This is a genomic window from Dermacoccus sp. MPR-E5, assembly GCF_058809565.1.
In genome coordinates this window covers 89,409-109,812 of sequence record NZ_JBXASS010000009.1, presented here as the reverse complement: position 1 = coordinate 109,812, position 20,404 = coordinate 89,409, and the positions used below count along the sequence as shown (strand labels likewise).

19 protein-coding genes and 2 tRNA genes are annotated in these 20,404 nt (G+C 69.5%); 11 read left to right on the top strand and 10 right to left on the bottom strand.

The genetic code is table 11. From position 1 onward, the window contains the following. Window positions 1–39 precede the first annotated feature (39 nt). Window positions 40–678, top strand: a complete 639-nt coding sequence (locus tag AC1RS9_RS08800; RefSeq protein ID WP_083603802.1) for a Fur family transcriptional regulator — start codon at window positions 40–42, stop codon at window positions 676–678. 44 nt (window positions 679–722) lie between these two features. Here the strand turns inward: AC1RS9_RS08800 and AC1RS9_RS08795 are convergent. Further along, window positions 723–796 (bottom strand) — tRNA-Gly (locus tag AC1RS9_RS08795). A gap of 200 nt (window positions 797–996) precedes the next feature. Between AC1RS9_RS08795 and dcd the strand changes: the two genes are divergently transcribed. Then, window positions 997–1,572, top strand: coding sequence for a dCTP deaminase (gene dcd, locus AC1RS9_RS08790; protein WP_006947114.1), 576 nt, complete (start codon window positions 997–999; stop codon window positions 1,570–1,572). 2 nt (window positions 1,573–1,574) lie between these two features. Continuing rightward, window positions 1,575–2,807 carry an alpha/beta hydrolase gene (locus AC1RS9_RS08785; RefSeq protein ID WP_006947111.1) on the top strand — a complete coding sequence of 411 codons (1,233 nt, stop codon included), beginning with the start codon at window positions 1,575–1,577 and terminating at the stop codon, window positions 2,805–2,807. A gap of 115 nt (window positions 2,808–2,922) precedes the next feature. On the opposite strand, the gene AC1RS9_RS08780 is transcribed toward AC1RS9_RS08785, so the two are convergent. From AC1RS9_RS08780 to AC1RS9_RS08765, 4 genes are all read right to left on the bottom strand, one after another. After that, the gene (locus AC1RS9_RS08780) at window positions 2,923–4,398 is read right to left on the bottom strand and encodes a lipase family protein (RefSeq protein ID WP_131940421.1); all 1,476 of its coding nucleotides are present in this window, start codon (window positions 4,396–4,398) and stop codon (window positions 2,923–2,925) included. Beyond that, entirely contained in the window at window positions 4,395–4,829 is a 435-nt protein-coding gene (locus AC1RS9_RS08775; protein WP_143181188.1) for a hypothetical protein, read from the bottom strand. Before AC1RS9_RS08775 ends, AC1RS9_RS08780 begins: the two co-directional genes overlap by 4 nt. Next, window positions 4,826–5,206 carry a hypothetical protein gene (locus tag AC1RS9_RS08770; RefSeq protein ID WP_040015042.1) on the bottom strand — a complete coding sequence of 127 codons (381 nt, stop codon included), beginning with the start codon at window positions 5,204–5,206 and terminating at the stop codon, window positions 4,826–4,828. Before AC1RS9_RS08770 ends, AC1RS9_RS08775 begins: the two co-directional genes overlap by 4 nt. A gap of 370 nt (window positions 5,207–5,576) precedes the next feature. After that, a complete protein-coding gene (locus tag AC1RS9_RS08765; RefSeq protein WP_006947058.1) occupies window positions 5,577–7,922 on the bottom strand; it encodes a (Fe-S)-binding protein in 2,346 nt (781 codons plus the stop codon). Between the two features lie 219 nt (window positions 7,923–8,141). Here AC1RS9_RS08765 and cysK point away from each other — a divergent pair, with 219 nt between their 5' ends. Both cysK and epsC read left to right on the top strand, forming a co-directional pair. Next, the gene (cysK, locus tag AC1RS9_RS08760; protein ID WP_006946929.1) at window positions 8,142–9,074 is read left to right on the top strand and encodes a cysteine synthase A; all 933 of its coding nucleotides are present in this window, start codon (window positions 8,142–8,144) and stop codon (window positions 9,072–9,074) included. A gap of 116 nt (window positions 9,075–9,190) precedes the next feature. Beyond that, a complete protein-coding gene (gene epsC / locus AC1RS9_RS08755; protein ID WP_074039719.1) occupies window positions 9,191–9,790 on the top strand; it encodes a serine O-acetyltransferase EpsC in 600 nt (199 codons plus the stop codon). Between the two features lie 167 nt (window positions 9,791–9,957). On the opposite strand, the gene AC1RS9_RS08750 is transcribed toward epsC, so the two are convergent. Both AC1RS9_RS08750 and AC1RS9_RS08745 read right to left on the bottom strand, forming a co-directional pair. After that, on the bottom strand, window positions 9,958–10,233 hold the full coding sequence (locus AC1RS9_RS08750; protein WP_006947090.1) for an HU family DNA-binding protein: 276 nt from the start codon (window positions 10,231–10,233) through the stop codon (window positions 9,958–9,960). Window positions 10,234–10,404: 171 nt separating this feature from the next. Next, window positions 10,405–10,839, bottom strand: a complete 435-nt coding sequence (locus AC1RS9_RS08745) for a hypothetical protein (protein WP_006946922.1) — start codon at window positions 10,837–10,839, stop codon at window positions 10,405–10,407. A gap of 195 nt (window positions 10,840–11,034) precedes the next feature. Between AC1RS9_RS08745 and AC1RS9_RS08740 the strand changes: the two genes are divergently transcribed. From AC1RS9_RS08740 to AC1RS9_RS08725, 4 genes are all read left to right on the top strand, one after another. After that, window positions 11,035–11,119: transfer RNA gene (locus AC1RS9_RS08740), tRNA-Ser, on the top strand. A 308-nt stretch (window positions 11,120–11,427) separates the two neighbouring features. Beyond that, window positions 11,428–12,618: a pirin family protein gene (locus tag AC1RS9_RS08735; protein WP_074039722.1), complete on the top strand. Its 1,191-nt coding sequence runs from the start codon at window positions 11,428–11,430 to the stop codon at window positions 12,616–12,618. Window positions 12,619–12,741: 123 nt separating this feature from the next. Next, entirely contained in the window at window positions 12,742–14,556 is a 1,815-nt protein-coding gene (locus AC1RS9_RS08730) for a GNAT family N-acetyltransferase (protein ID WP_083603808.1), read from the top strand. 63 nt (window positions 14,557–14,619) lie between these two features. After that, window positions 14,620–14,928 carry a hypothetical protein gene (locus AC1RS9_RS08725; protein ID WP_062256523.1) on the top strand — a complete coding sequence of 103 codons (309 nt, stop codon included), beginning with the start codon at window positions 14,620–14,622 and terminating at the stop codon, window positions 14,926–14,928. A 199-nt stretch (window positions 14,929–15,127) separates the two neighbouring features. Here the strand turns inward: AC1RS9_RS08725 and AC1RS9_RS08720 are convergent, their stop codons facing one another. From AC1RS9_RS08720 to AC1RS9_RS08710, 3 genes are all read right to left on the bottom strand, one after another. After that, window positions 15,128–15,796, bottom strand: coding sequence for a DUF1989 domain-containing protein (locus tag AC1RS9_RS08720; RefSeq protein WP_006946721.1), 669 nt, complete (start codon window positions 15,794–15,796; stop codon window positions 15,128–15,130). Continuing rightward, the gene (gntA, locus tag AC1RS9_RS08715) at window positions 15,789–17,222 is read right to left on the bottom strand and encodes a guanitoxin biosynthesis heme-dependent pre-guanitoxin N-hydroxylase GntA (RefSeq protein ID WP_083603810.1); all 1,434 of its coding nucleotides are present in this window, start codon (window positions 17,220–17,222) and stop codon (window positions 15,789–15,791) included. Before gntA ends, AC1RS9_RS08720 begins: the two co-directional genes overlap by 8 nt. Before the next feature lie 163 nt (window positions 17,223–17,385). Then, complete coding sequence (locus AC1RS9_RS08710) at window positions 17,386–18,081, bottom strand: LuxR C-terminal-related transcriptional regulator (RefSeq protein ID WP_062256521.1); 696 nt, start codon at window positions 18,079–18,081, stop codon at window positions 17,386–17,388. A gap of 149 nt (window positions 18,082–18,230) precedes the next feature. Between AC1RS9_RS08710 and AC1RS9_RS08705 the strand changes: the two genes are divergently transcribed. Further along, window positions 18,231–18,713: a hypothetical protein gene (locus tag AC1RS9_RS08705; RefSeq protein WP_006946737.1), complete on the top strand. Its 483-nt coding sequence runs from the start codon at window positions 18,231–18,233 to the stop codon at window positions 18,711–18,713. A 248-nt stretch (window positions 18,714–18,961) separates the two neighbouring features. Next, on the top strand, window positions 18,962–20,392 hold the full coding sequence (locus tag AC1RS9_RS08700) for a gamma-aminobutyraldehyde dehydrogenase (protein WP_115297107.1): 1,431 nt from the start codon (window positions 18,962–18,964) through the stop codon (window positions 20,390–20,392). Window positions 20,393–20,404: the final 12 nt, after the last annotated feature.

Genomic DNA, 20,404 nt, shown 5'->3' with positions numbered 1-20,404 from the left:
CGGTTTGCCTCGCCGGTGGGGAGCCCGGACGATGGAGGCATGACCCCTCGAAGCCCTGACGCACGTGGTGCTGCAGCGAGCGTTGACCTGCGCGCGGACGCGAGCCCGAGCGATGCCCGCCGCGACGCAGCCCTCGCGCGACTGCGGGCCCGCGGAGAACGCGTGACGCCGGGGCGGCGCGCCGTCCTCGACGTGCTGAGCCGCGAACCGGGTCACGCCGACGCCGACGCCGTCGCGGCGCTCGTCGACGAGGTCGAACCGGGTATCCACCGCGCGACGATCTACCGCTCGCTGCAGGCTCTCGTCGACGCTGACATCGTCACGCACACCCACGTTCCGGGCGGCGCGACGATCTACCACCTGGCGGCCGACGTGGCGCGTGAGGGGGCGAAGGCCGATGTTGGTGCATCGGATGGGGACTCGGGGGAGGGCGATGCCGCCGGGCACGAGGTCACCGGGCACGTGGCCGAGCCTCACGCCCACGCGCACCTGCAGTGCGACACGTGCGGGCGCTTCGTCGACGTCGACGTGGCCGAGTTCGCGCCACTCGCCGCAAGAATCAAGGAGCTGACGGGGTTCACGCTCGACGCCGAGCACGGGGCGCTGCTGGGGCGGTGTGCGCAGTGCTCGAAGGAGCCACAGCCGACCTCGCGTCCCGGCGAGGCCGAGCAAGAATGACGAAAGGGGCCGGATCCCATCGGATCCGGCCCCTTTCACATGCTTGGAGCGAGTGACGAGAATCGAACTCGCGTATTCAGCTTGGGAAGCTGATGTTCTACCATTGAACTACACTCGCGAGCCCCGCCACGGCGGGGTTCTTGCCTGTCCGGCGCCCGTCCTGGTGAACGTCCGGCGCGTCGATCAAGCGCCTCGTACTCTAGCGCGTCCGCGCCGTACGTGCATGTCATGACGGACGGTGTGTCGGTCTCTCGCCACCGACGGCGCCGATGAGTGAGAGCGGGGCCGCGGCAGACGCGCGTCGATTACCGTAGCCGTGTGCTGCTTTCGGACCGTGACATCAAGAGCCAGATCGATTCCGGCCGGGTCGTGCTCGACCCGTACGAACCGTCGATGATCCAGCCGTCGAGCATCGACGTGCGCCTCGACAAGTTCTTCCGGTTGTTCGACAACCACAAGTACCCCTTCATCGACCCCGCCGCCGAGCAGCCGGAACTGACGCGCCTCGTCGAGGTCGACGCGTCCGAGCCGTTCATCCTGCACCCCGGCGAGTTCGTCCTCGGCTCGACCTACGAGCAGATCACGCTGCCCGATGACGTCGCCGCTCGTGTCGAGGGCAAGTCGTCGCTTGGTCGCCTCGGATTGCTGACGCACGCGACGGCGGGCTTCGTCGACCCCGGTTTCTCCGGCCACGTGACGCTCGAGTTGAGCAACGTCGCGACGCTGCCCATCAAGCTGTGGCCGGGCATGAAGATCGGCCAGCTGTGCTTCTTCCAGCTGACGTCCCCCGCCGAACACCCTTACGGCAGCTCCGAATACGGCTCGCACTACCAGGGCCAGCGCGGCCCCACCGCGAGCCGCAGTTTCTCCTCCTTCCACCGCACCGACGTCTGACGATGGCCGACGAGAGCGACGACGACGTCACGTCGCTGCCGGCGCGCGCGGCCGTCGAGCTCAGCCGTCGTCTCGGCTCCGAGCTCGAGGTCGAGGTCGCCCCGGGGCAAGCAGATTCTCCGCGCGTACCGGACGGTGAAGCCACCCCCGTCGACGAGACCTCCCTCGGCGACAAAGTGGTCGGCCTCGCCGCCGACGCCGCCGATGCGCTGCTGCGCGACGACGAACTCGGCGACGAGGCGCTCGACGGTGTCACCGTCGATGACGACGCCGACGCCGTGAGGGCACCGCAGCGTGCCGCAACGACGCGTCGCGAGTCCGACGTGCTGGCGTCCACCAACCCGCCGACGCCCATGCCGCACGTGCATCGTCCTGAGGGTGAGGACGACGGGGACGAGCAGGATGACGGCAGGGCGGACCGCGACGGCGGGCGGGCCGGCGCCGGGGGTGCCGCCGCTCCTGACGCTCCCGCGCAAGACGGTTCGGCTGCCGTCGACGCCCCCCTGAGCGTGGAGGCGCCACAGCGTCCGGCGACGACGAAGCGCGGTGGTGCGGCCGTCGTCGCGAGTCCGTTGCTGACGATGCCGCGCGTGCGTCACCCCGAGGCGATCGTGCTGTTCGTCCACGGAGGCGACGTCGAAGGTCACCTGCGGATGCGTCGCGGTGACCCCGCCTACCTGCGCATCGTGCCGTTCGCGCGCGACGTCGAGCGTCGTAGCCACGGCCGAATCGGGGGTGCGACGCTGCGCCTCGCCGTCCGTGGGTGGAACGAGCCGGAGAAGCCGGCCGTCGAGGACACACGCTGGGCTCTCGGCGAGCTGCGCGATCGCTACCCGGGCGTGCCGATCGCCATCGCCGGCCACTCGATGGGTGGGCGGGTCGCGCTCGACATCGCGAGCAGCGAGGACGTCGCCGCCGTCGTGGCGCTCGCGCCGTGGGCGGCAGAAGCGTCCGAGCCCGCGACGTTCCGCACCATCCCGCTGCTCGGCATCCACGGCCGACGCGACACCGTGACCAACCCCGTCGCGACGAAGAAGCTCATCGACGACGTCGCGGCCCTCGGGGGCGACGCCCGCTTCGTCTCGATGCCGGGCTGGCACGCGATGCTGTGGGGCGCGCCGCGCTGGCACCGTGAGACGTCGCGGTTCCTCATCGACCACTTGCTCGACGGTGCCGCCCCGGGTGACGGCGACCGCGCCATCCCCGCAACCGGTGTGGAGAACGTCGAGACGTAGAGCGCCGGGGACGAAACCGTCAGCCCGGCCTCCAGGCCCTGACGGCGCACCGGCAGCGGCCCCGCGACTGCAGACGAAAATCGCCGGTGGGGACAGTAATCGCGGAGGGGCGCGGTCATGGCGAGGTCACCCGGTACTGCCCGGCGGGGCCGACGCCGAAGTTCGGCGTCGGTGACGGCTTGTGCGTCGTCTCCGACGTGCACGTCAGCGTCGGCGTGACGGCGTTCTGCGTTGCTTCGACGCCGGGCTCGCGCGAGGCGTCGTACCGGTAGGTGCGAGCCTCGCCCTCGAAGAACGGCGCCGCGCTGGTCTCGAAGTCGACGGCGGCGCTCGGCGGGCCGGGGCGTCCGCGTTCCTGACCCATGACGGCCTCGTAGTTCCACCGATACTTCTCGTGCGAGTGCGGCTCGATGATGCTCGTCGAACCCTTCGCGGTCACCGCCGACGTCGGGTCGTCGATGACGAGTCGGACGCGTCCAGGGTCGCCGTCACCGGTGGCCCGCCCGTCGATGCGATGGATGAAATCAGCCGAGTTCTCGATGTTGAGCGTACGCACCCCCGCGGGGAGCTTGGCGGCCCCGACCGGCGAACCGTACGTCGTGACGTGGGTGACGTTGAGACCGTCGGAGCGACGGCGCGCGAGGTTCGTCATCACCATGCCGCCCTGCGAGTGACCCACGAGCATGACCGGCTCGCCCTTGCCGAGCACGCCCTCACGCTGCATCGCATCGCGCAAGGCATCCCGGACGGCGACTTCGCCACCGCTGACGAGACCCGCCGCGGCGGCAACGTTGCCGGAGCCGTCGAGTGGCGTGCGGGCGTTCCAGGAGAACGTCGCGGTGCCGGGGATCATCGCGATCCAGCGGCCCTGGCCAGTGGCCGGGTCGACGACGCGCTGCACCTGGATGTGGGCGGAGTCGTTGCCGTTCTCGTACAGATCGTCGATGCGTCCCATGCTCTGGCCGACGCTGCGCACTGCGGGTGCGGGCCGGGGCGCATCGGGCCCGCTGACGATCGAGGTGGTGACGGGGTTCGGAGTGCCCAGCGCACGCACGAGGCCGATGTTGATGCCGGCGACATTCTCCTCGTACGAACCCGGCAGTCTCGCGTCGATGATGGCGACGACGTCACCGACGATCATCGCGGTCGTATCGGGCGAGGGCGCGTTGCCGGTCCATTGGCGCATCGAGATCTTCGCCAGAGTCACCGTCAGCGAGTACGTCGCGATGGCTGTTTTCATGTGGGCGACGGCGCAGGCTTCGGCGAGCTCGTAGGCGTCGAGCGAGGCGCTCACGAGAGTGCTGAGCAACTGCGCGCGCAGCGCCGTGGCCGTCAGGGTGGCCGCCAGATCGAGTGACGCCGTGGCGCATGTCGTGGCCGTGCCAGGGGAGAGGGCATCCCCGGTGAACGGCAGGCCCCAGCCGATCGACAGGCTCGTGGTGGAAGCGCTGCTCGCGTCACCGTGCGCCGTCGTCAGCGCGGCGGCGAGGGTGCGCAGATCAGCGAGGTTGGCGTCGACGGCGCTCGGGCCGGCGCTCTTCTTAGCGATGACGGTGCCTGTCACCGACGAGCTGGGCGGGTCGACTCTCATGCGGCGTGCTCCCATCCGGGGTCGGGACGCATCTCATCCTGGGCGTCGCCAGCCGCGAGGCAGCCGCTCGGCGCGCCCGATTGCGCATGGAGGCCGACGAGTGCCGCCACGACCTCGGCGCGAACGTCGAACCAGTCGCGTGTTGCGTCGTCGAACCCGACGTCGCACCACTCGCCGCCTCGGCGCGCTGCGATGAGGCAAGGTGTCGCGACCTCGTCCAGACAGCCGATGACGACGAGGTCGGCGTCGGCGTCGGGCGGGGCGTCGACGACGAGCTGTAGCACGGCGCTGACGACGTCCTCGGCGGCGTGGACGCTCGCGCCCCGGGTGCTCGCGAGGCGGAACAACCCGTCAGCGAAGGTGACCTCGAGCAACGACGTGTGTTGCCCGGCACGGGCTCGCACGAGCAGGAACGGCTGCGTCATCGTCATCCCCGCCAGTCGCCGTAGTGGGAGTAGTCGTACGGACCCTCGCTCTCGTCGCGGTGCAGGGCCTTGCCCACCTTCGACAGGCCATCGCGCGCGAGATCGATCGGCGCCATGACGACGTTGGTCACGCTGGTCTGATGCGATTCGACCGATGCGGCGTGCCGGCCGATGTCGGTCGCGAACGACGCCGCGTCGTCACCGCAGGCGTCGAGGTCGCGGGCGAACGAGGTGAGGACGCTGCGGCAATGGTCGGCCGCACCGGACGTCCACTGCGTCGTCGTGATGGTCGTGCGCAGATCCGTGGCGGACTGTGCGAGGTCGCTCGAGAGCAGGTCGGCTCGCCGCTGCTGCGCCCGGATGTCGTCTCCGAGAGTGCTCATGACGGCGACGCTAGGTCCCTGCGTCGCCCCCGCGCAGCCCGGGCGCCGCGACCCTGTGGATCAGCCCTCCCGAGAGCGTCGAAACGGCCCGTGGCCGTCACTGCCTGTGGATGACGAGGCCGCGCCGCCGGTCCGCCTCGTCGTCCAGATGCACCCGGGTGCATCTGGACGCACGAGGCGGGGGCGTGAGTAGCGGAACCCTGGCAGGCGAACTGGGATGGACGAACCCCGCTCAACGAACCTCGCTCAACAAACCCCGCCCGAGGCGCCCCATGAAACGACGAACGGGGCGCCCGTCCCGCTGATCTCTCAGCGGAACGAAGCGCCCCGGGTGTCAACCCTCGTGCCCGTGACGGGCGGGTGCGGCGGCTCAGACGGTCTGCGTCGCGCCCTCGTCGACGGCCTTCGTGTCCTCACCGCGACGCACCGCGGCGAGCAGCATGTTGGCGACGTCGACGACCTCGACCTCTTCGCGCGCGTTGCCGTCGCTCTGCTCGGCCGTGAGGCCGTCCGTCATCATGACGCGGCAGAACGGGCAGCCGATGGCGATGCGGTCGGCGCCGGTGGCGACGGCCTCCTTCGTACGGTTGAGGTTGATGCGCTCACCGAGCTTCTCCTCCATCCACATGCGGGCGCCGCCGGCGCCGCAGCAGAAGGACTTCTCGCCGGAGCGTTCCATCTCCTTGTACTCGACGCCGGGCAGCGACGCGATGAGTTCGCGCGGCGGCGCGTAGACCTGGTTGTGACGGCCGAGATAGCACGGGTCGTGGTACGTGACCGACTTGCCCGTCGACGCAGCGCCCGACTTGTCCTTCGGCTGCTGCGCGAACTCCTCCGGCGCCGCGACGGGCGTCAGCTTCTTCTCGCGCACGAGACGGTTGAGCAGCTGCGTGTGGTGGACGACCTCGTACTCGCCCCCGATCTGCGGGTACTCGTTCTTGATCGTGTTGAAGCAGTGCGCACACGTGACGACGATCTTCTTCGCCTTCGCCTCGTTGAGCGTCGCGACGTTCTGGCCGGCGAGCATCTGGAAGAGGATCTCGTTTCCGGCGCGGCGTGCCGGGTCGCCGGTGCAGCTCTCGCCGTCACCGAGGACGGCGAAGTCGACGCCCGCTGTGTGCAGCAGCTCGGCGACGGCGCGCGTCGTCTTCTTCGCACGGTCCTCGTAGGCGCCGGCGCAGCCGACCCAGAACAGCCACTCGACCTCGTCGGCGGATTCGACGTCGGAGCCGATGACCTTGACGTCGAACGGCAGGCCCTTGGCCCACTCGAGGCGAGCCCGCGCCGACATGCCCCACGGGTTCGACTTGTTCTCGAGGTTCTTGAACAGGCCCGCGAGTTCGGTCGGGAACGCGGACTCGATGAGCGTCTGGTAGCGACGCATGTCGACGATGTGGTCGACGTGCTCGATGTCGACGGGGCACTGCTCGACACAGGCGCCACACGTCGTGCACGACCACAGGACGTCCTCGTCGATGATGGCACCGGCCGCGTCACCGTTCGCGGTGGTGCCGGCCGGGTTGTACGCCGTCAGCGGGTTCGCGATGTCGTAGCCGGTCGAGCCGATGAGCGGCGTGCGCAGCAGGTCGACGCCGGAGTGGTCGGCGACCGTCGGCAGGCCCTTCTCGTCGACGGGCCCGGACGCGGCCGCAGCGGCCTGCAGGAACGGCGCCTTCGCGGCGGAGTGGTCGCGCAGCGTCATCATGAGCAGCTTGGGCGACAGCGGCTTTTCGGTGTTCCACGCGGGACACTGGCTCTGGCAACGACCGCACTCGGTGCAGGTGGAGAAGTCGAGCAGGCCCTTCCACGTGAAGTCCTCGACCTTGCCGACACCCAGGACGGTGTCCTCGTCGAGCTCGAGCTCCTCGACGTCCTTGAGCGGCTCGCCGTCGACCATCATCGGCTTCGCGGCGCCGAGGGCCGTGCGGCCGTCCGCGTTGCGCTTGAACCAGATGTTCGGGAACGCGAGGAAGCGGTGCCAGGCAACACCCATCGTCGTGTTGAGCGAGATCGTGATCATCCACGCCATCGAGATGAGGATCTTGATCGCGGCGATGACGACGATGAGCTGCTCGAGGCCGTCCTTGCCGATCGACTCGAACGGCTTGCCGAGGAAAAACGTCATCGGGAAGTGCAGGACGCTCGCGTGGTGGCTGCCGTCGACGCGGCCCAGCGCGTACTCGAGCGCGCGCAGGCTGACGATGCACAGACCGACGCCGAAGATCGTGAACTCGACGTAGTAGGCCTGCCAGAACGACGAACCGAAGAAGCGCGACTTGCGGCCGTCCTTGCCGGCCGAACGGCCCGGGTGGTTCTTGCGGCGGTTCCAGATGAGCCAGCAGATGCCGAGGAAGCCCGTCCACGCCATGAACTCGGTCAGCCACTCCCAGGGAGCGAACGTTCCGATGATCGGCAGCGTGAAGTCGGGGTTGAAGATCTGGCCGTAGGCGGTGACCAGGGTGAAGAACAGGATGCCGAAGCTGATCATCGTGAACCAGTGCGCGACGGCGACGATCGGCAGGCGGGACATGCGCGTGTGTCCGAGGAACTCGCGCAGCAACGTGACGGTTCGCGCACCGGGGTTGTCCGTGCGCTTTTCGGGTGCGCCGACCTTGAACCGCGCCACCATCTGTGCCACGGCGCGCACGAGCAGCGAGACGCCGATGACGGTGATGACGACGCAGATCACTGCGGCGACGATCTGGAGGGCTGACATGGGCCCCAGTCTAGACGGGGCTACCGGCCGGTAACCCGGGGGCGGGGCGATGTCGTGTCCATTTCGAATTAGTCAACGAGCACGTGTGCTATTGCCTGGCCCGTGGGCATAAACGTAGATAACGCAGAGTTGGTAAAGTCATAAGCAGTCATCGCACCGCGTCTGCTCGCCTCCTTGGGGCGAGATTGGACGCGCCGCCACCGTCGAAAGGCCCCCCTCATGCCCATCCTCGCCAACGTCACTGAGGCCATCGGCAACACGCCGCTCGTGCGCATCAACCGCATCATCGACGCCCCCGACGTCACCGTCGCGGCGAAGCTCGAGTTCAGCAACCCCGCCGCCTCCGTCAAGGACCGCATCGGCAAGGCGATCGTCGAGGCCGCGGAGGCCTCCGGCGAGCTGAAGCCGGCCGGGACGATCGTCGAGGCGACCTCGGGCAACACCGGCATCGCGCTCGCCATGGTCGGCGCCGCCAAGGGCTACGACGTCGTGCTGACGATGCCCGAGTCGATGTCGAAGGAGCGTCGCGCGCTGCTCAAGGGCTTCGGCGCCGAACTCGTCCTCACCCCCGCCGCCGAGGGCATGAAGGGCGCCGTGACGAAGGCCGAGGAGATCGCCGCCGAGCGTGACGGCGCCGTCCTCGCCCGCCAGTTCGCGAACACGGCCAACCCCGAGGTGCACCGCAAGACCACCGCCGAGGAGATCTGGCGCGACACCGACGGCGCCGTCGACATCGTCATCGCCGGCATCGGCACCGGCGGCACGATCACCGGCATCGGCGAGGTGCTCAAGGAGCGCAAGCCCGACGTGAAGATGATCGCCGTCGAGCCCGCTGAGTCGCCGATCCTCAACGGCGGTCAGGCCGGGCCGCACAAGATCCAGGGCATCGGCGCCAACTTCGTGCCCGACATCCTCAATACCGACATCTACGACGAGGTCATCGACATCGACGCCGAGACCTCCGTCGAATGGGCGCGCAAGGCCGCGACGCAGGAGGGGCTGCTCGTCGGCCTGTCGTCCGGCGCCGCACTCGCCGCAGCCTCGCAGGTGGCAGCGCGCCCCGAGAACAAGGGCAAGACGATCGTCGTCATCATCCCCAGCTTCGGTGAGCGCTACCTGTCGACGATCCTGTTCGAGGGCATCGTCGACTGACATCCGTCTCATCGGCCGGGCGCGTGGTGCTGCACCGCGCGCCCCGGCGTTCGGGCACCCCGGGCGGGTGCGCCGATGATGAGCAGAGCTGTTGGGCGAGAGTCGAGTTCGAGGAGATGACGGTGGCGAAGAACCCGTTGACGCGTGCAAGGGCTGCGCTGGAGACGATGAACGAGGACGTCGACGCGGCCCTCGCACGCGACCCCGCCGGGGGTTCGCGGTTGGAGATGGCGCTCGCCTCGCCCGGTCTGCACGCTGTGTGGAGCCACCGGGTCATGCATGCGATGTGGCAGCGCGGCGGCCGCTGGAAGCTGCCGGCGCGTCTCGGATCGCAGGTGACGCGGGCCGTCACCGGCGTCGAGATCCATCCCGGTGCGACGATCGGTCGGCGTTTCTTCATCGATCACGGCATGGGCGTCGTCATCGGGGAGACGAGCGAGATCGGCGACGACTGCATGCTCTACAACGGCGTCAACCTGGGTGGGCGGACGCTCGCGAAGGTCAAGCGTCACCCGACGCTCGGGGACGGCGTGACGGTGGGCGCGGGCGCTCGTATCCTCGGCCCGATCGTCGTGGGCGATGGCGCTCAGGTCGGCGCGAACGCCGTCGTCGTCAAGGACGTGCCCGCGACGGGCGTCGCCGTCGGTGTGCCCGCGAAGGTGCGGGTGCCCGCCGTCGAGCACGACCCGTTCAGCGACCCTGCCGTCTACATCTGATCGTGTGCACTGCCCCCGCGCTGACCTCGATGTTGCCCGGGTTTCTGGGGATCGATTGCCCGAAAGCCGGGCAACATTGTCGGGTGACTGGCGCGCGGCCAGGCATGACGAAGGGGGCCGCTTCACCCCGATGTGGTGAAACGGCCCCCTTCGTCAGATCAGGCAGTTCAGCCCTTGGCGGCGGCCTTGAGCTTGGAACCGGCCGTCACCTTCGCGGCGTAGCCGGCCGGGATCTCGATCTCAGCGCCCGTCTGCGGGTTGCGGCCCGTGCGGGCGGCGCGCTCGACACGCTCGATCGTGAGCAGGCCGGGGAGCTGGATCTTGTCACCGCGGCCGACGGCCTCGATGATGACGTCGTTGAGGCCGGCGAGGACGGCGGTGGCGTCCTTGACGCTGACGCCGGTGCGCTGGGCGATGGTGCTGGCGAGGTCACTGCGGTTCATGAATCAATCCTGTTCTATCCGACTGGTCGTGGCCGAGACAGCCACCCGAAGGGCTGTGTTAGGCCGCGCTGTCTGCGAATCTACGCGAAATCCCGCGAGATGTCGCGCCTGACGCGGGGTTCGTCGCACGTCGTGCGCCTCGAGCGTCAGGGCGAGTCGAGTGGGTGGGGGTCAGGGGAGCTTCTCGCCGCCGGGGCCGAAGCCGCTCGTGTCGGCGTGAAGGTCGCCCTTGGAGTCGCGGTGGATCGTCTCGGGCAGGTCGCTGTCGTCCTTCGCAGCGTGCTTGCCGCCGGACGTCTTCGACGAGACGGCGTCCTTCGCGTCGGCGGCCTTGGAGGTCGTCGCGTCCTTGGCGTCCGACGCCTTGCTCGCGACGCCATGCGCTGCGTCCTTGCTGACGTCAGCGGCCTTCTGGCCGACAGCCGCGGCGACGACGGGCGCCTTGGCCTTGACGGTCTCCGTCGCGGCGGTGACCTTGTCCTGCACGGCAGGGTTGCTCCAGGCCTTGTCGGCCTGCTTCTTGATCTGCTCGTAGCGCTTCTCCCCAGCGCGCGTACCGAGGACGTAGCCGACGACGCCGCCGGCGAGGAAGGAGATCTTGCCCATGATGTGGCTCCATTTCATGTGAACGGACAACTTGCCGTCGAGCCTACCCAATCTGCGTTGGCGCGCCAGTGCCTTACGATGGTTTCTCGTTGCCCGGTTGCCGTGCGACGCCTGGGTTCGGCCCTGCTGGGAGCGTCGATGACGATGCGCTCGAAGGGTCGTTGCGCGTGGTGTTCGCGGTTGGTGCAGCGACGAGGAGGGCTCGCATAGTGGCCGAGTGCACCGGTCTTGAAAACCGGAGTTGGGAAACCAACCGTGGGTTCAAATCCCACGCCCTCCGCAGATGAGTAGGACCCCCGCCGGATCAGCGACGAAGTCGCCCGGCGGGGGTCCTACTCATCTGCGGCATGACAGGCTGGGGATTTGGCAGGAGCGACGCGCGAGTGAGTGATAGCGAGCCTGCGCGGCGCGACGGTTCCCACGACCTCCCTCCTAACGGTGCAGAGCGACCCAACTGCGATTTTCGTCCACATCTGCGATTTTCGTGCACAACGATCGGCCGACTGTTGCTCCTGCACACCGTGGGTGCTTGGGTGACATGAGGGCCCCATTCGTCGGGGCTGACGGTCGACACCAGGGAGCGCTGAAATGCTCGACGACACCCAGGACACAGGGGCCCGCACCGACACCACGCATCACGCCGGCGCCTACCCGTCCGGCATCCAGGGCGACGGTGTTCACGACAACACCCACCCGCCATACCCGCGCGACGGCGCTCTTGGAACCACTACCCGCGACGTCGGTGCCCGCACGTCAGGCGCCGACGCCGACGTCAGGGCCGCCGGTGGACTCGACCCTGCAGGTGCGATCGTCGCCCAGGCGAACGAGGCGCCCACCGCAGAACGCCCCGTCGAGGGTGTTGTTCAGGTTCTCTCACCCCGCCAGGTTCCGCTCGGCGGGCTGCGTGCCCTCGAGGTGCGACGCACCCTGCCGCACCGCGACCGCTCGTTCGTCGGGGCGTGGTGCTTCGTCGACCACTACGGCCCGGAACGCGGCGTCGGCATGGATGTGCCGCCGCACCCCCACACCGGGCTGCAGACGGTCTCGTGGTTGTTCGAGGGCGCCATCGAACACCATGATTCTGGTGGCGCGCACGCCGTCGTCCGCCCCGGCGAGGTCAACCTCATGACGAGCGGCCACGGCATCGTCCACTCCGAGGTCTCGACGCCCGGCACCGAGACGCTGCACGGCGTCCAGCTCTGGGTGGCACTGCCCGACGTGACCCGCGACGGCGACCGCGCGTTCGAACATCACGCGCCCGAGTGCGTGCCGCTACCGAGCGGTCAGGGTTCGGCGCTCGTCTTCATCGGCGAACTGCGCGGCGTCGCCGGTTCGCCGATCGTCACGCACACGCCGCTGCTCGGCGCCGAATTGCGCCTCGACGCGGGCGCGCGTGTCACCCTCGATGTCGACGAGGGGTTCGAGCACGGCATCCTCGTCGACACCGGCACGGTCACCCTCGACGGCGCGCGCCTCGAACGCGGCGACCTCGGCTGCGTCGACGAAGGCCGCGCGACGCTGACGCTCGACGTCGGTAATGAGCCCGCGCGCGTCATCCTGCTCGGCGGCACGCCGTTCGAGGAGGAGATCGTGATGTGGTGGAACTTCATCGGCCGCAGCCACGACGAGATCGTCCTCGCGCGCGACGAATACGAGGCGGGTGCAGAGCGTTTCGGCTCGGTCGAGGGATATGTCGGCGACGTCGAGCGCATCCCCGCGCCGACCATGCCCCCGGTTCGCCTGCGCCCGCGTAACCGTCGCGGGCGCGGCGGAGGGTGACGATGGCTCGCGAACGCGACACACGTCGCATCGCGACGAACCCGCCGACCATCCGCCCAGCCCCGCAACGAGGACCGCCCGTCGCACGACTCGCTCAGCCCGACCCCATCGAAGGAGAACGTCGTGCCCGACCTGACGTTGACGAAGAACACCGACGCCAACCGCTACGAGGCGTGGGACGGTGACGCCCTCGCCGGATTCGCCGAATATCAACTCACCGATCAGCGCATCGTGTTCACGCACACCGAGGTCGATCCGAGCTACGAGGGCAAGGGCGTCGGCTCACAGGTCGCGAGGTTCGCGCTCGACGACGTGCGCGCCGACGGCACTCACGACGTGCTGCCACTGTGCCCGTTCATCAAGGGCTGGATCGGGCGTCACCGCGAATACGTCGACCTCGTCCACGGCGCACCCGAGACCAAGGCGAAGGACGGACGCATGCCCGCCGAGCCCAAGGGTCCTGGCGGTGTGCCCCGCGTCGACAGTCCGGACGCGGCCACCGATCCTCACCGCCCGTCCGAGTCTGACGGCCCTGACGGCGTGCGCCGCGTCGACGTCATCGTCGTCGGTGGCGGGCCGACGGGCGAGAACGTCGCTCAGTACGCCCATGACGGTGGGCTGAGCGTCCTGCTGATAGAGGGCGAACTGCTCGGCGGTGAGTGCTCCTATTACGCGTGCATGCCGAGCAAGGCGCTGCTGCGCCCGCTCGACGTCAGGGCGACCAGCGAGCACCTGCCCGGCCTGCGGCCCGCCGAACTCGACGTCGCAGCGCTCCTCGCACGCCGCGACGCGTGGGTCTCGGACTACGACGACACCTCCCAGCTCGACTGGGCGACGGGCGCAGGCCTCGACGTCATGCGCGGCCACGCACGTCTCGTCAGCGAGAGGACGGTGAGCGTGAGCTCGGACGGCGGCGCGAGCACCGTCGTCGAAGCGGGCGTCGCCCTCGTGCTGGCGACGGGTTCGGTGCCCGTCGTCCCGCCGATGTTCGCCGACCTGCACGCCTGGGGGTCGCGTGACGCGACGGGCGTCGTCGAGGTGCCTGACCGGCTCGTCATCGTCGGCGGCGGGGTCGTCGCCTGCGAGGCCGCGACGTGGATGAGCGCCCTCGGCAGCAGCGTCACGATGCTCGTGCGCGGTGATGCGCTGCTCACGGACCAGGAACCATTCGCCGGCGCGGCCGTCCTCGACGCGCTGCGTACGGCCGGCGTCGACGTCCGCCTCGCCACCCGAATCACCGACGCCAGCCGCGCCGGCGCCGCCGACACCGGCCTCGGTCGCGTGCACGGCGGGCCGGTGACGCTCACCGTCGAACGTGATGAATCGGGCAGCGAGCGGATCGTCGCCGACGAACTCCTGCTCGCCACCGGCCGTCGCCCGCGCCTCGACGACGTCGGTCTCGACGCGGTCGGCGTCAACGCGGACGACGTGCGCGCCGGGCGCCTGCCGACCTGGCTGCACGCCATCGGTGACGCCGGCGGCGGCGCGCCGCTGACACACATGGGCAAGTACGAGGCGCGCGTGCTCGGCGCCCGACTCGCCGGCGCGCACGAGACGCCGCCGCCGCGTGACGTTCCCGTCCCTCAGGTCGTGTTCACGGACCCGCAGGTCGCGGCGGTCGGCTCCAGCGAGGCTCAGGCGCGCGAAGCGGGGCATGACGTCGTCACCGTCGCGGTGCCGTTCGCGAGCGCCGCGGGTACGGCTCTGCTGCGTGACGACGGTGTGGGGAGCGCCAAGATCGTCGTCGACCGTGCCACCGGGTGCCTGCTCGGCGCGACGTTCGTCGGCCACGAGGCGGCCGAACTCGTCCACGCGGCGACGGTCGCCATCGTCGGCCAGGTGCCGGTCGGCGTCCTTCGGCACGCGGTGCCGAGCTACCCGACGTCGTCGGAGCTCTGGCTGCGCCTGCTCGAGGAGCTGCCGACGAACCTGCGCTGACGCGTGACGACGGGGCGCTCGGGGGCATGACGGAGGCCCCGTCGAGCACGCACAAGGGGACGGTTGCGTCGTACATCACAGGGCAAGAGCTACGCGTTGACGGGCGGCACCGGCGTCGCGGGCTCCGGTACAGCCGGCACGCCGAACGGCGGCTGCAGTGGTCCTGCCAGTTCAACAGCCCAGGTCTGCAACACGTACATCGGCATCTCACTCACGAACTCCTCCGGCACGAGCAGCGCCAACCCGGCCTCCGTGTCACTCAGTTACCTCGTGACTGTCGACGGCTACGGCACGACAACCGTGACGCTCAACGTCGCGTCCTTCATCAAGGACGGCACCAAATGGGCGGGGTCGGGCGTCACGTTCTGCTGACCATCGGAGCGCCGTGTCGGCTCACAACGCCTCCCCACCCAAGGATGGTGTGTCATGAACGCGCGCTATTTCGCGCTTTCGTGACACAACATGGGCCGTCTCGATGCTCATTCTGCTCGGAGCGCCTGAGCCCCGACGGGGCCTGAACGGCCGCCTGTTTCGCCACTTTCGCTGACAGGACCGGTGCGACGTCAGCGCCTCAGCGCACCCGGTAGTCGATGGGTTTGCAGACGCCGGCGTTCGATTTCTCGGCCGAGCAGGCCGTCAGCCCGACGAACAGGTCGGCTTCGGCGCGGATGGCGAAGACGTCGCCCGCCTGCGTCGGCGGCGGGTCGATGTGCAGTTCACCGTCGGGGCTCGTCCACACGTCCATGAAGATGTTGAGCGTCGTGCCGATGTGGTCGGGCGCGACGCCGACGGGTTCGAGCGCGCCGCACAGGTTCGCGAAGCAACTCGGGTGCGGGGCGCCGTCGAACTCGGGGTAGAGGATGTCGAACGTCTGCTGGCTGCACGGCGTCACCGTCATGTCGTGGATGCCCACCGAGTCCGCGACGATCGTCGCCATGACGCTGCTGCGGTTGCTCCACAACCGGTGCCCCGTCGATGGGTACAACGTGTTGTTGTAGTCGACGGTGCGCCCCGCCGAGAAGCACTCGGCGATGTCGTCCTGCATGACGGCGTAGAAGTCGCTCACCTGCTCACCACACGGGTCGACGACCTCGAGCACCTGACCGGCCGCCAGCGGCACGAGCACCCCCGTCTGCGGGGCGATGCGCGACCAACCGTCGGCGGGAGCTTCGGGGCCGCCCGCGTACGGCGGCCGCGGCGTCGGCGGGTGGGGGGAGCGCGGGCGTCGCGGGTCAGTCATCAGGATTCTCCTTCGAAGGGTGCGCGGTGAACGGGGCACGCCAGTCGTCCTCCACGTGCCGCCCAGAGTACTGACGCGCCTCCGACGAGCGTCCATGATCGGTGACGACCGGATTGATCGAACCCTGCAACGCAGCATCGCGGCGGCGGATCGCGTCGCGCATCCGGTCGAAGCCGCCGTCAGCTCGCAGCTGCTCGAACTGATCGTGCAGGTTGAACACGACCGTCGTCAGCGGAGCACGGCGCGCGATGCGCGAGGCCTGCGGATGCAGCCCGACGAGGAAGAACGGCACGCCGCCGAGGCTGAAACTGAAGTGCGGTGACGTCGTGTCGGGCGACACGCGCTCGGCCCACGGCGCGTCGTCACGATCGTGCAATCGCTGCAGCATGCCCCACAGGAGGTTCTCGAACTCCCGCTCGTCGCCCACCCGCGGGCGACGGAAGACGGCGATGAACGAGCCGAACTCGCGCGGGCCACGCTCGATCGCGGCGAAGTCGGCCAGCTCAGCGCTGAGCGTCGAGAGACACGCGTCATCGGTCATGTCGTCGAAGACGCGGACGAGCGCGCCGTCGCGTTTCAGCGCCGAACGCGCTCCGAGGCACGGAAACCGAGGGTGCTCGATCATCGCGCCGATGACGTCGCGGATGGCTGCCTCGTCCGCGCCCTCGAGGCCCGCGTCGGCTTGTTCGGCGAGCCAGTCGGCGAGGTCAGGGGCCTGCGACTCGTCGTCATCGGTTGGGTGCGTCGACGAGCCGGATGATGAGGTGGGGGCCGCGGCTGGCGGCCAGTGATCGTCGGACACATGACCACCGTAGCCGCGCGCCAGACCCCACAACACGGCTTGAGGGCGCGTCTGCACGTCCATCGCGCGGTAGGCGCCTCTGATGTGCGACTTGATGCTGTTGACGCTCAGGTGCAGGCGCTCGGCGATCTGCGCGTTCGGCATGCCCGAGCAGATGAGATCGACGATCTGCGCCTGACGTGCGGTCAGCCCGTCGGAGGGGACGGTCGGCCGCGCGTCCGTGGGGGAGGGTCGAAGCACCGCGGGGCGGACGATTCGGCCCGCGACCACGTCATCGACCCCGGCGCGCAGATCGGCGGCGCTCGCCGACCGTCCGACGACTCCCGACGCGCCGCGCGCGAGGAGCCGGCTGATGGCGGCCTCGTCGGTGTGCAGCGACGACACGAGCAGCTTCGTCGTCGGGTTCGCGGCGTGCAGCGCGCGTAGTTGATCCCAGGCGTTGCGGTTGGGTTCGTTCCACTCGAGCACGGCCACGTCGGCATCGAGCGCGAGATCCTCGGCGCGCAGGCCCGGGCCACGCACGAGCACGAGGCGTGTCGCGACGCCGAACGCGTCGAGAGCCGCCATCGCGCCGCATCCGAACAGCTCGCTACGTGCGACAACGGCGACGGTGAGGCGGGGCACAGCTCTCCTTCGAGCGATCCGACGATCAAGGGTCGTGAGGTGTCGGTGGTGATGAGAAGTGTTGTCGCTCACCGTGTTTCGCGCCACACCCGCAAGGAGGTGAAGCGTCGGCTGCCTGATGGACCGCCGTTGCGCGGCGCCATGCTGGAAAGTGGTGAGCGCGTCAGGGCCGGCCGTCGACGTGCAGTCCGCGGGCGACGCCCCACAGCACCGCCTCGCTGCGGGAGGCGACGCCCATGGTGCGGTAGGCGGAGCGGATGTAGCTCTTGAGCGTGTTGAGGGAGACGTTGAGTTCGTGCGCGATCGCGCCGTTGGGCAGGCCGCGGCAGATGAGCGTGACGGCCTGCGCCTCTCGCTCGGTGAGCCCCTCGGCGCGCCCGGGCCACCAGTCGTCACCCAGCTCGACGGGGAACGCGGGGTCGACGACGCGCTCGCCGCGGGCGACGCGTTCGAGTGCGGTGACGAGCTCGTCGGCCGTCGCGTGCTTCGTCAGTACGCCCGCGACGCCGAAGTCGGTGAGCGCACCGACGTGCGCCTGCGGAGGGTCGTTGGTGTAGACGACGAGGCGCGCGACGGCGGCTGTGTCGCGCAGGCGCGCCAGCGTCGCCCACCCCGGCTCGGGGGCGGCGAAGCAGTCGAAGAGCGCGACGTCGGTGGGTTCGGTGGGCACGCCGCGGCTGCACGTCGCCTCGACGCGTGCGGCGAAGGGCGCGAGCAGTGCCTGGAAACCGGCCATGACGAGGGCGTCGTCGTCGACGAGGGTGACGCGCAGTGCGCGGGGTGCGGGCGCGCCCCTCGACTCCTCACCCGTCGCCAGACGGAGGTGTGCGGCTCCATCGGTGCTCGGATGGGACGACATGGGGATACCTTGCCAACATGTTGCGACACAAGGAAATCAACCATGACGAACTTCCGACATCCACCGTGTTGCGTCGGGCTGGTCGCGCGCACGGTGACCTCCTAGGCTGACGGTGACACCCGTTCTCGCAGACCTGCAGGAGGTCGATCATGGAATCGCGCGACAAGTTCGTCACCAGCTACGTCGCTCATCACTGGGCCGCATCGAAGGGTGGGCTCGACCTGTTCGAGCGCGCGTCGCGCTCGCAGAGTTCGGCGCGCACGCGGAAGGTGCTCGCGACGCTGACGCGGGAGATCGCCGAGGACCGCGCACGCCTGCGCGTCATGGCCGACGCGCTCGGGGTGGGTGAGGCGCGGCTCGCGCAGCTCGCGCTGAGCGTCGGCGAGACCGTCAGCCGCGTGAAACTCAACGGCCGTTTCGTGCGCCGCTCGCCGCTGAGCGACGTGCTCGAACTCGAGGCGCTGCTGGCGGCCGTTCGTGGCAAGCGGGCCGGCTGGGAGGGCATGCGCGTGCTCGCGATCAACGATGCGCGCATCGACGTCGCCGAACTCGACGACCTCATCGTGCGCGCCGACAGCCAGATCGAACGCCTCGTCGCCGCTCATGCCGAAGCGGCCGCGACGCTGCGCTGAGCTCAGCTGCGCTCGGCTGGCGAGCCGCCTGACGAGTCGCCCAGACGGACCGCTCCGGCGGTCCGCGGCCGGCTCGCCTTGACGCGCCTCGAGGTCGGCCGCCCACGTCGGTCGAGGGTGTCCGCCATGTGAGGCGCCCCTCCCGAGATGCTTTCGTGGGCGCCGCCTGCGTGCTAATAATGAACGAAAGTCATTTAAGTGTGGCGCTCACCACAGTGCTTACCGCCGCGACATCCGAGGAGAAGCTCATGAGCACCCTGCTGCGCAACGTCATCGACGGCGGGGCCGTCGACGCCCACGGCGAGGGCCGACTGGACGTCGTCGACCCCAGCACCGGCCAGGTCGTCGCGACGTCACCGATCAGTGACGCCCAGGACGTCAACGCCGCGTTCGACGCCGCCCAGAAGGCCGCGAAGACCTTCAATCGCACGACGCCGGGGGAGCGTCAGACCATGCTGCTCAAGTTCGCGGACGCTCTCAAGGCGAACCTCGACGAGCTCGTCGAGGCGCAGCACCGCAACACCGGTCAGCCGCGGAAGCAGATCGCCGATGAGGAGGTGACGACGGGAGCCGACCACATCCGCTTCTTCGCCGGCGCGGCGCGCACGCTCGAGGGCAAGGCCGCCGGTGAGTACTTCGGCGGGCACACCTCGTACGTGCGCCGCGAGCCCGTCGGCGTCGTCGCGCAGGTCACGCCCTGGAACTACCCGATCCTCATGGCGTTGTGGAAGCTCGGCCCGGCGCTCGCGGCGGGCAACACCGTCGTCCTCAAGCCGTCGGATACGACGCCCGAGTCGACGCTCGTGCTCGCCCGTATGTGCACCGAGGTGTTCGGGGCCGGGGTCGTCAACGTCGTCCTCGGCGACGCCTCGACCGGGCAGCTGCTGACCGAGCACCGCACGCCCGGCATGGTCTCCATTACCGGTTCGGTGCGGGCCGGCCGCGCTGTCGCGCGCAGTGCCGCCGATGGCCTGAAGCGCGCGCACCTCGAGCTCGGCGGCAAGGCCCCGGCGCTCGTCTTCGCCGACGCCGACCTGCCCGCGACGGCGAAGGCGCTCGTCGAGTTCGGCACGTTCAACGCCGGCCAGGACTGCACGGCCGTCACCCGCATCCTCGTCGAGCAGGGCGCGCACGACGACCTCGTCAGCCTGCTCGTCGAAGCTGCGCAGGCCACCGTCACCGGCGCCGACGACGAGACGCAGAACGCCTACGGCCCGCTCAACAATGCGCGTCACTTCGCCGACGTCACGACCAAGCTTGACGCGCTGCCCGAGCACGCGCGCGTCCTCACCGGCGGCCGTCCGATGGAGCGCGACGGGTTCTACTTCCCGCCGACCATCGTCGACGGTGTGCGTCAGGACGACGACATCGTGCAGCAGGAGACCTTCGGCCCCGTCCTCACCGTGCAGACCTTCACCGACGAGGCCGAGGCGATCGAGCTCGCCAACGACGTCGAGTACGCGCTCGCCTCGAGCGTGTGGACGAGCGATCACGGCACGGCGATGCGCGTCAGCCGCGACCTCGACTTCGGCTGCGTCTGGGTGAACACGCACGTGCTGCTCACCCCGGAGATGCCCCACGGCGGGTTCAAGTCGAGCGGGTACGGCAAGGACCTGTCGCTGTACTCGGTCGAGGAGTACACCCGCGTCAAGCACGTCATGCACGCCCTGGACGCCTGAGAGGCCGCGAGG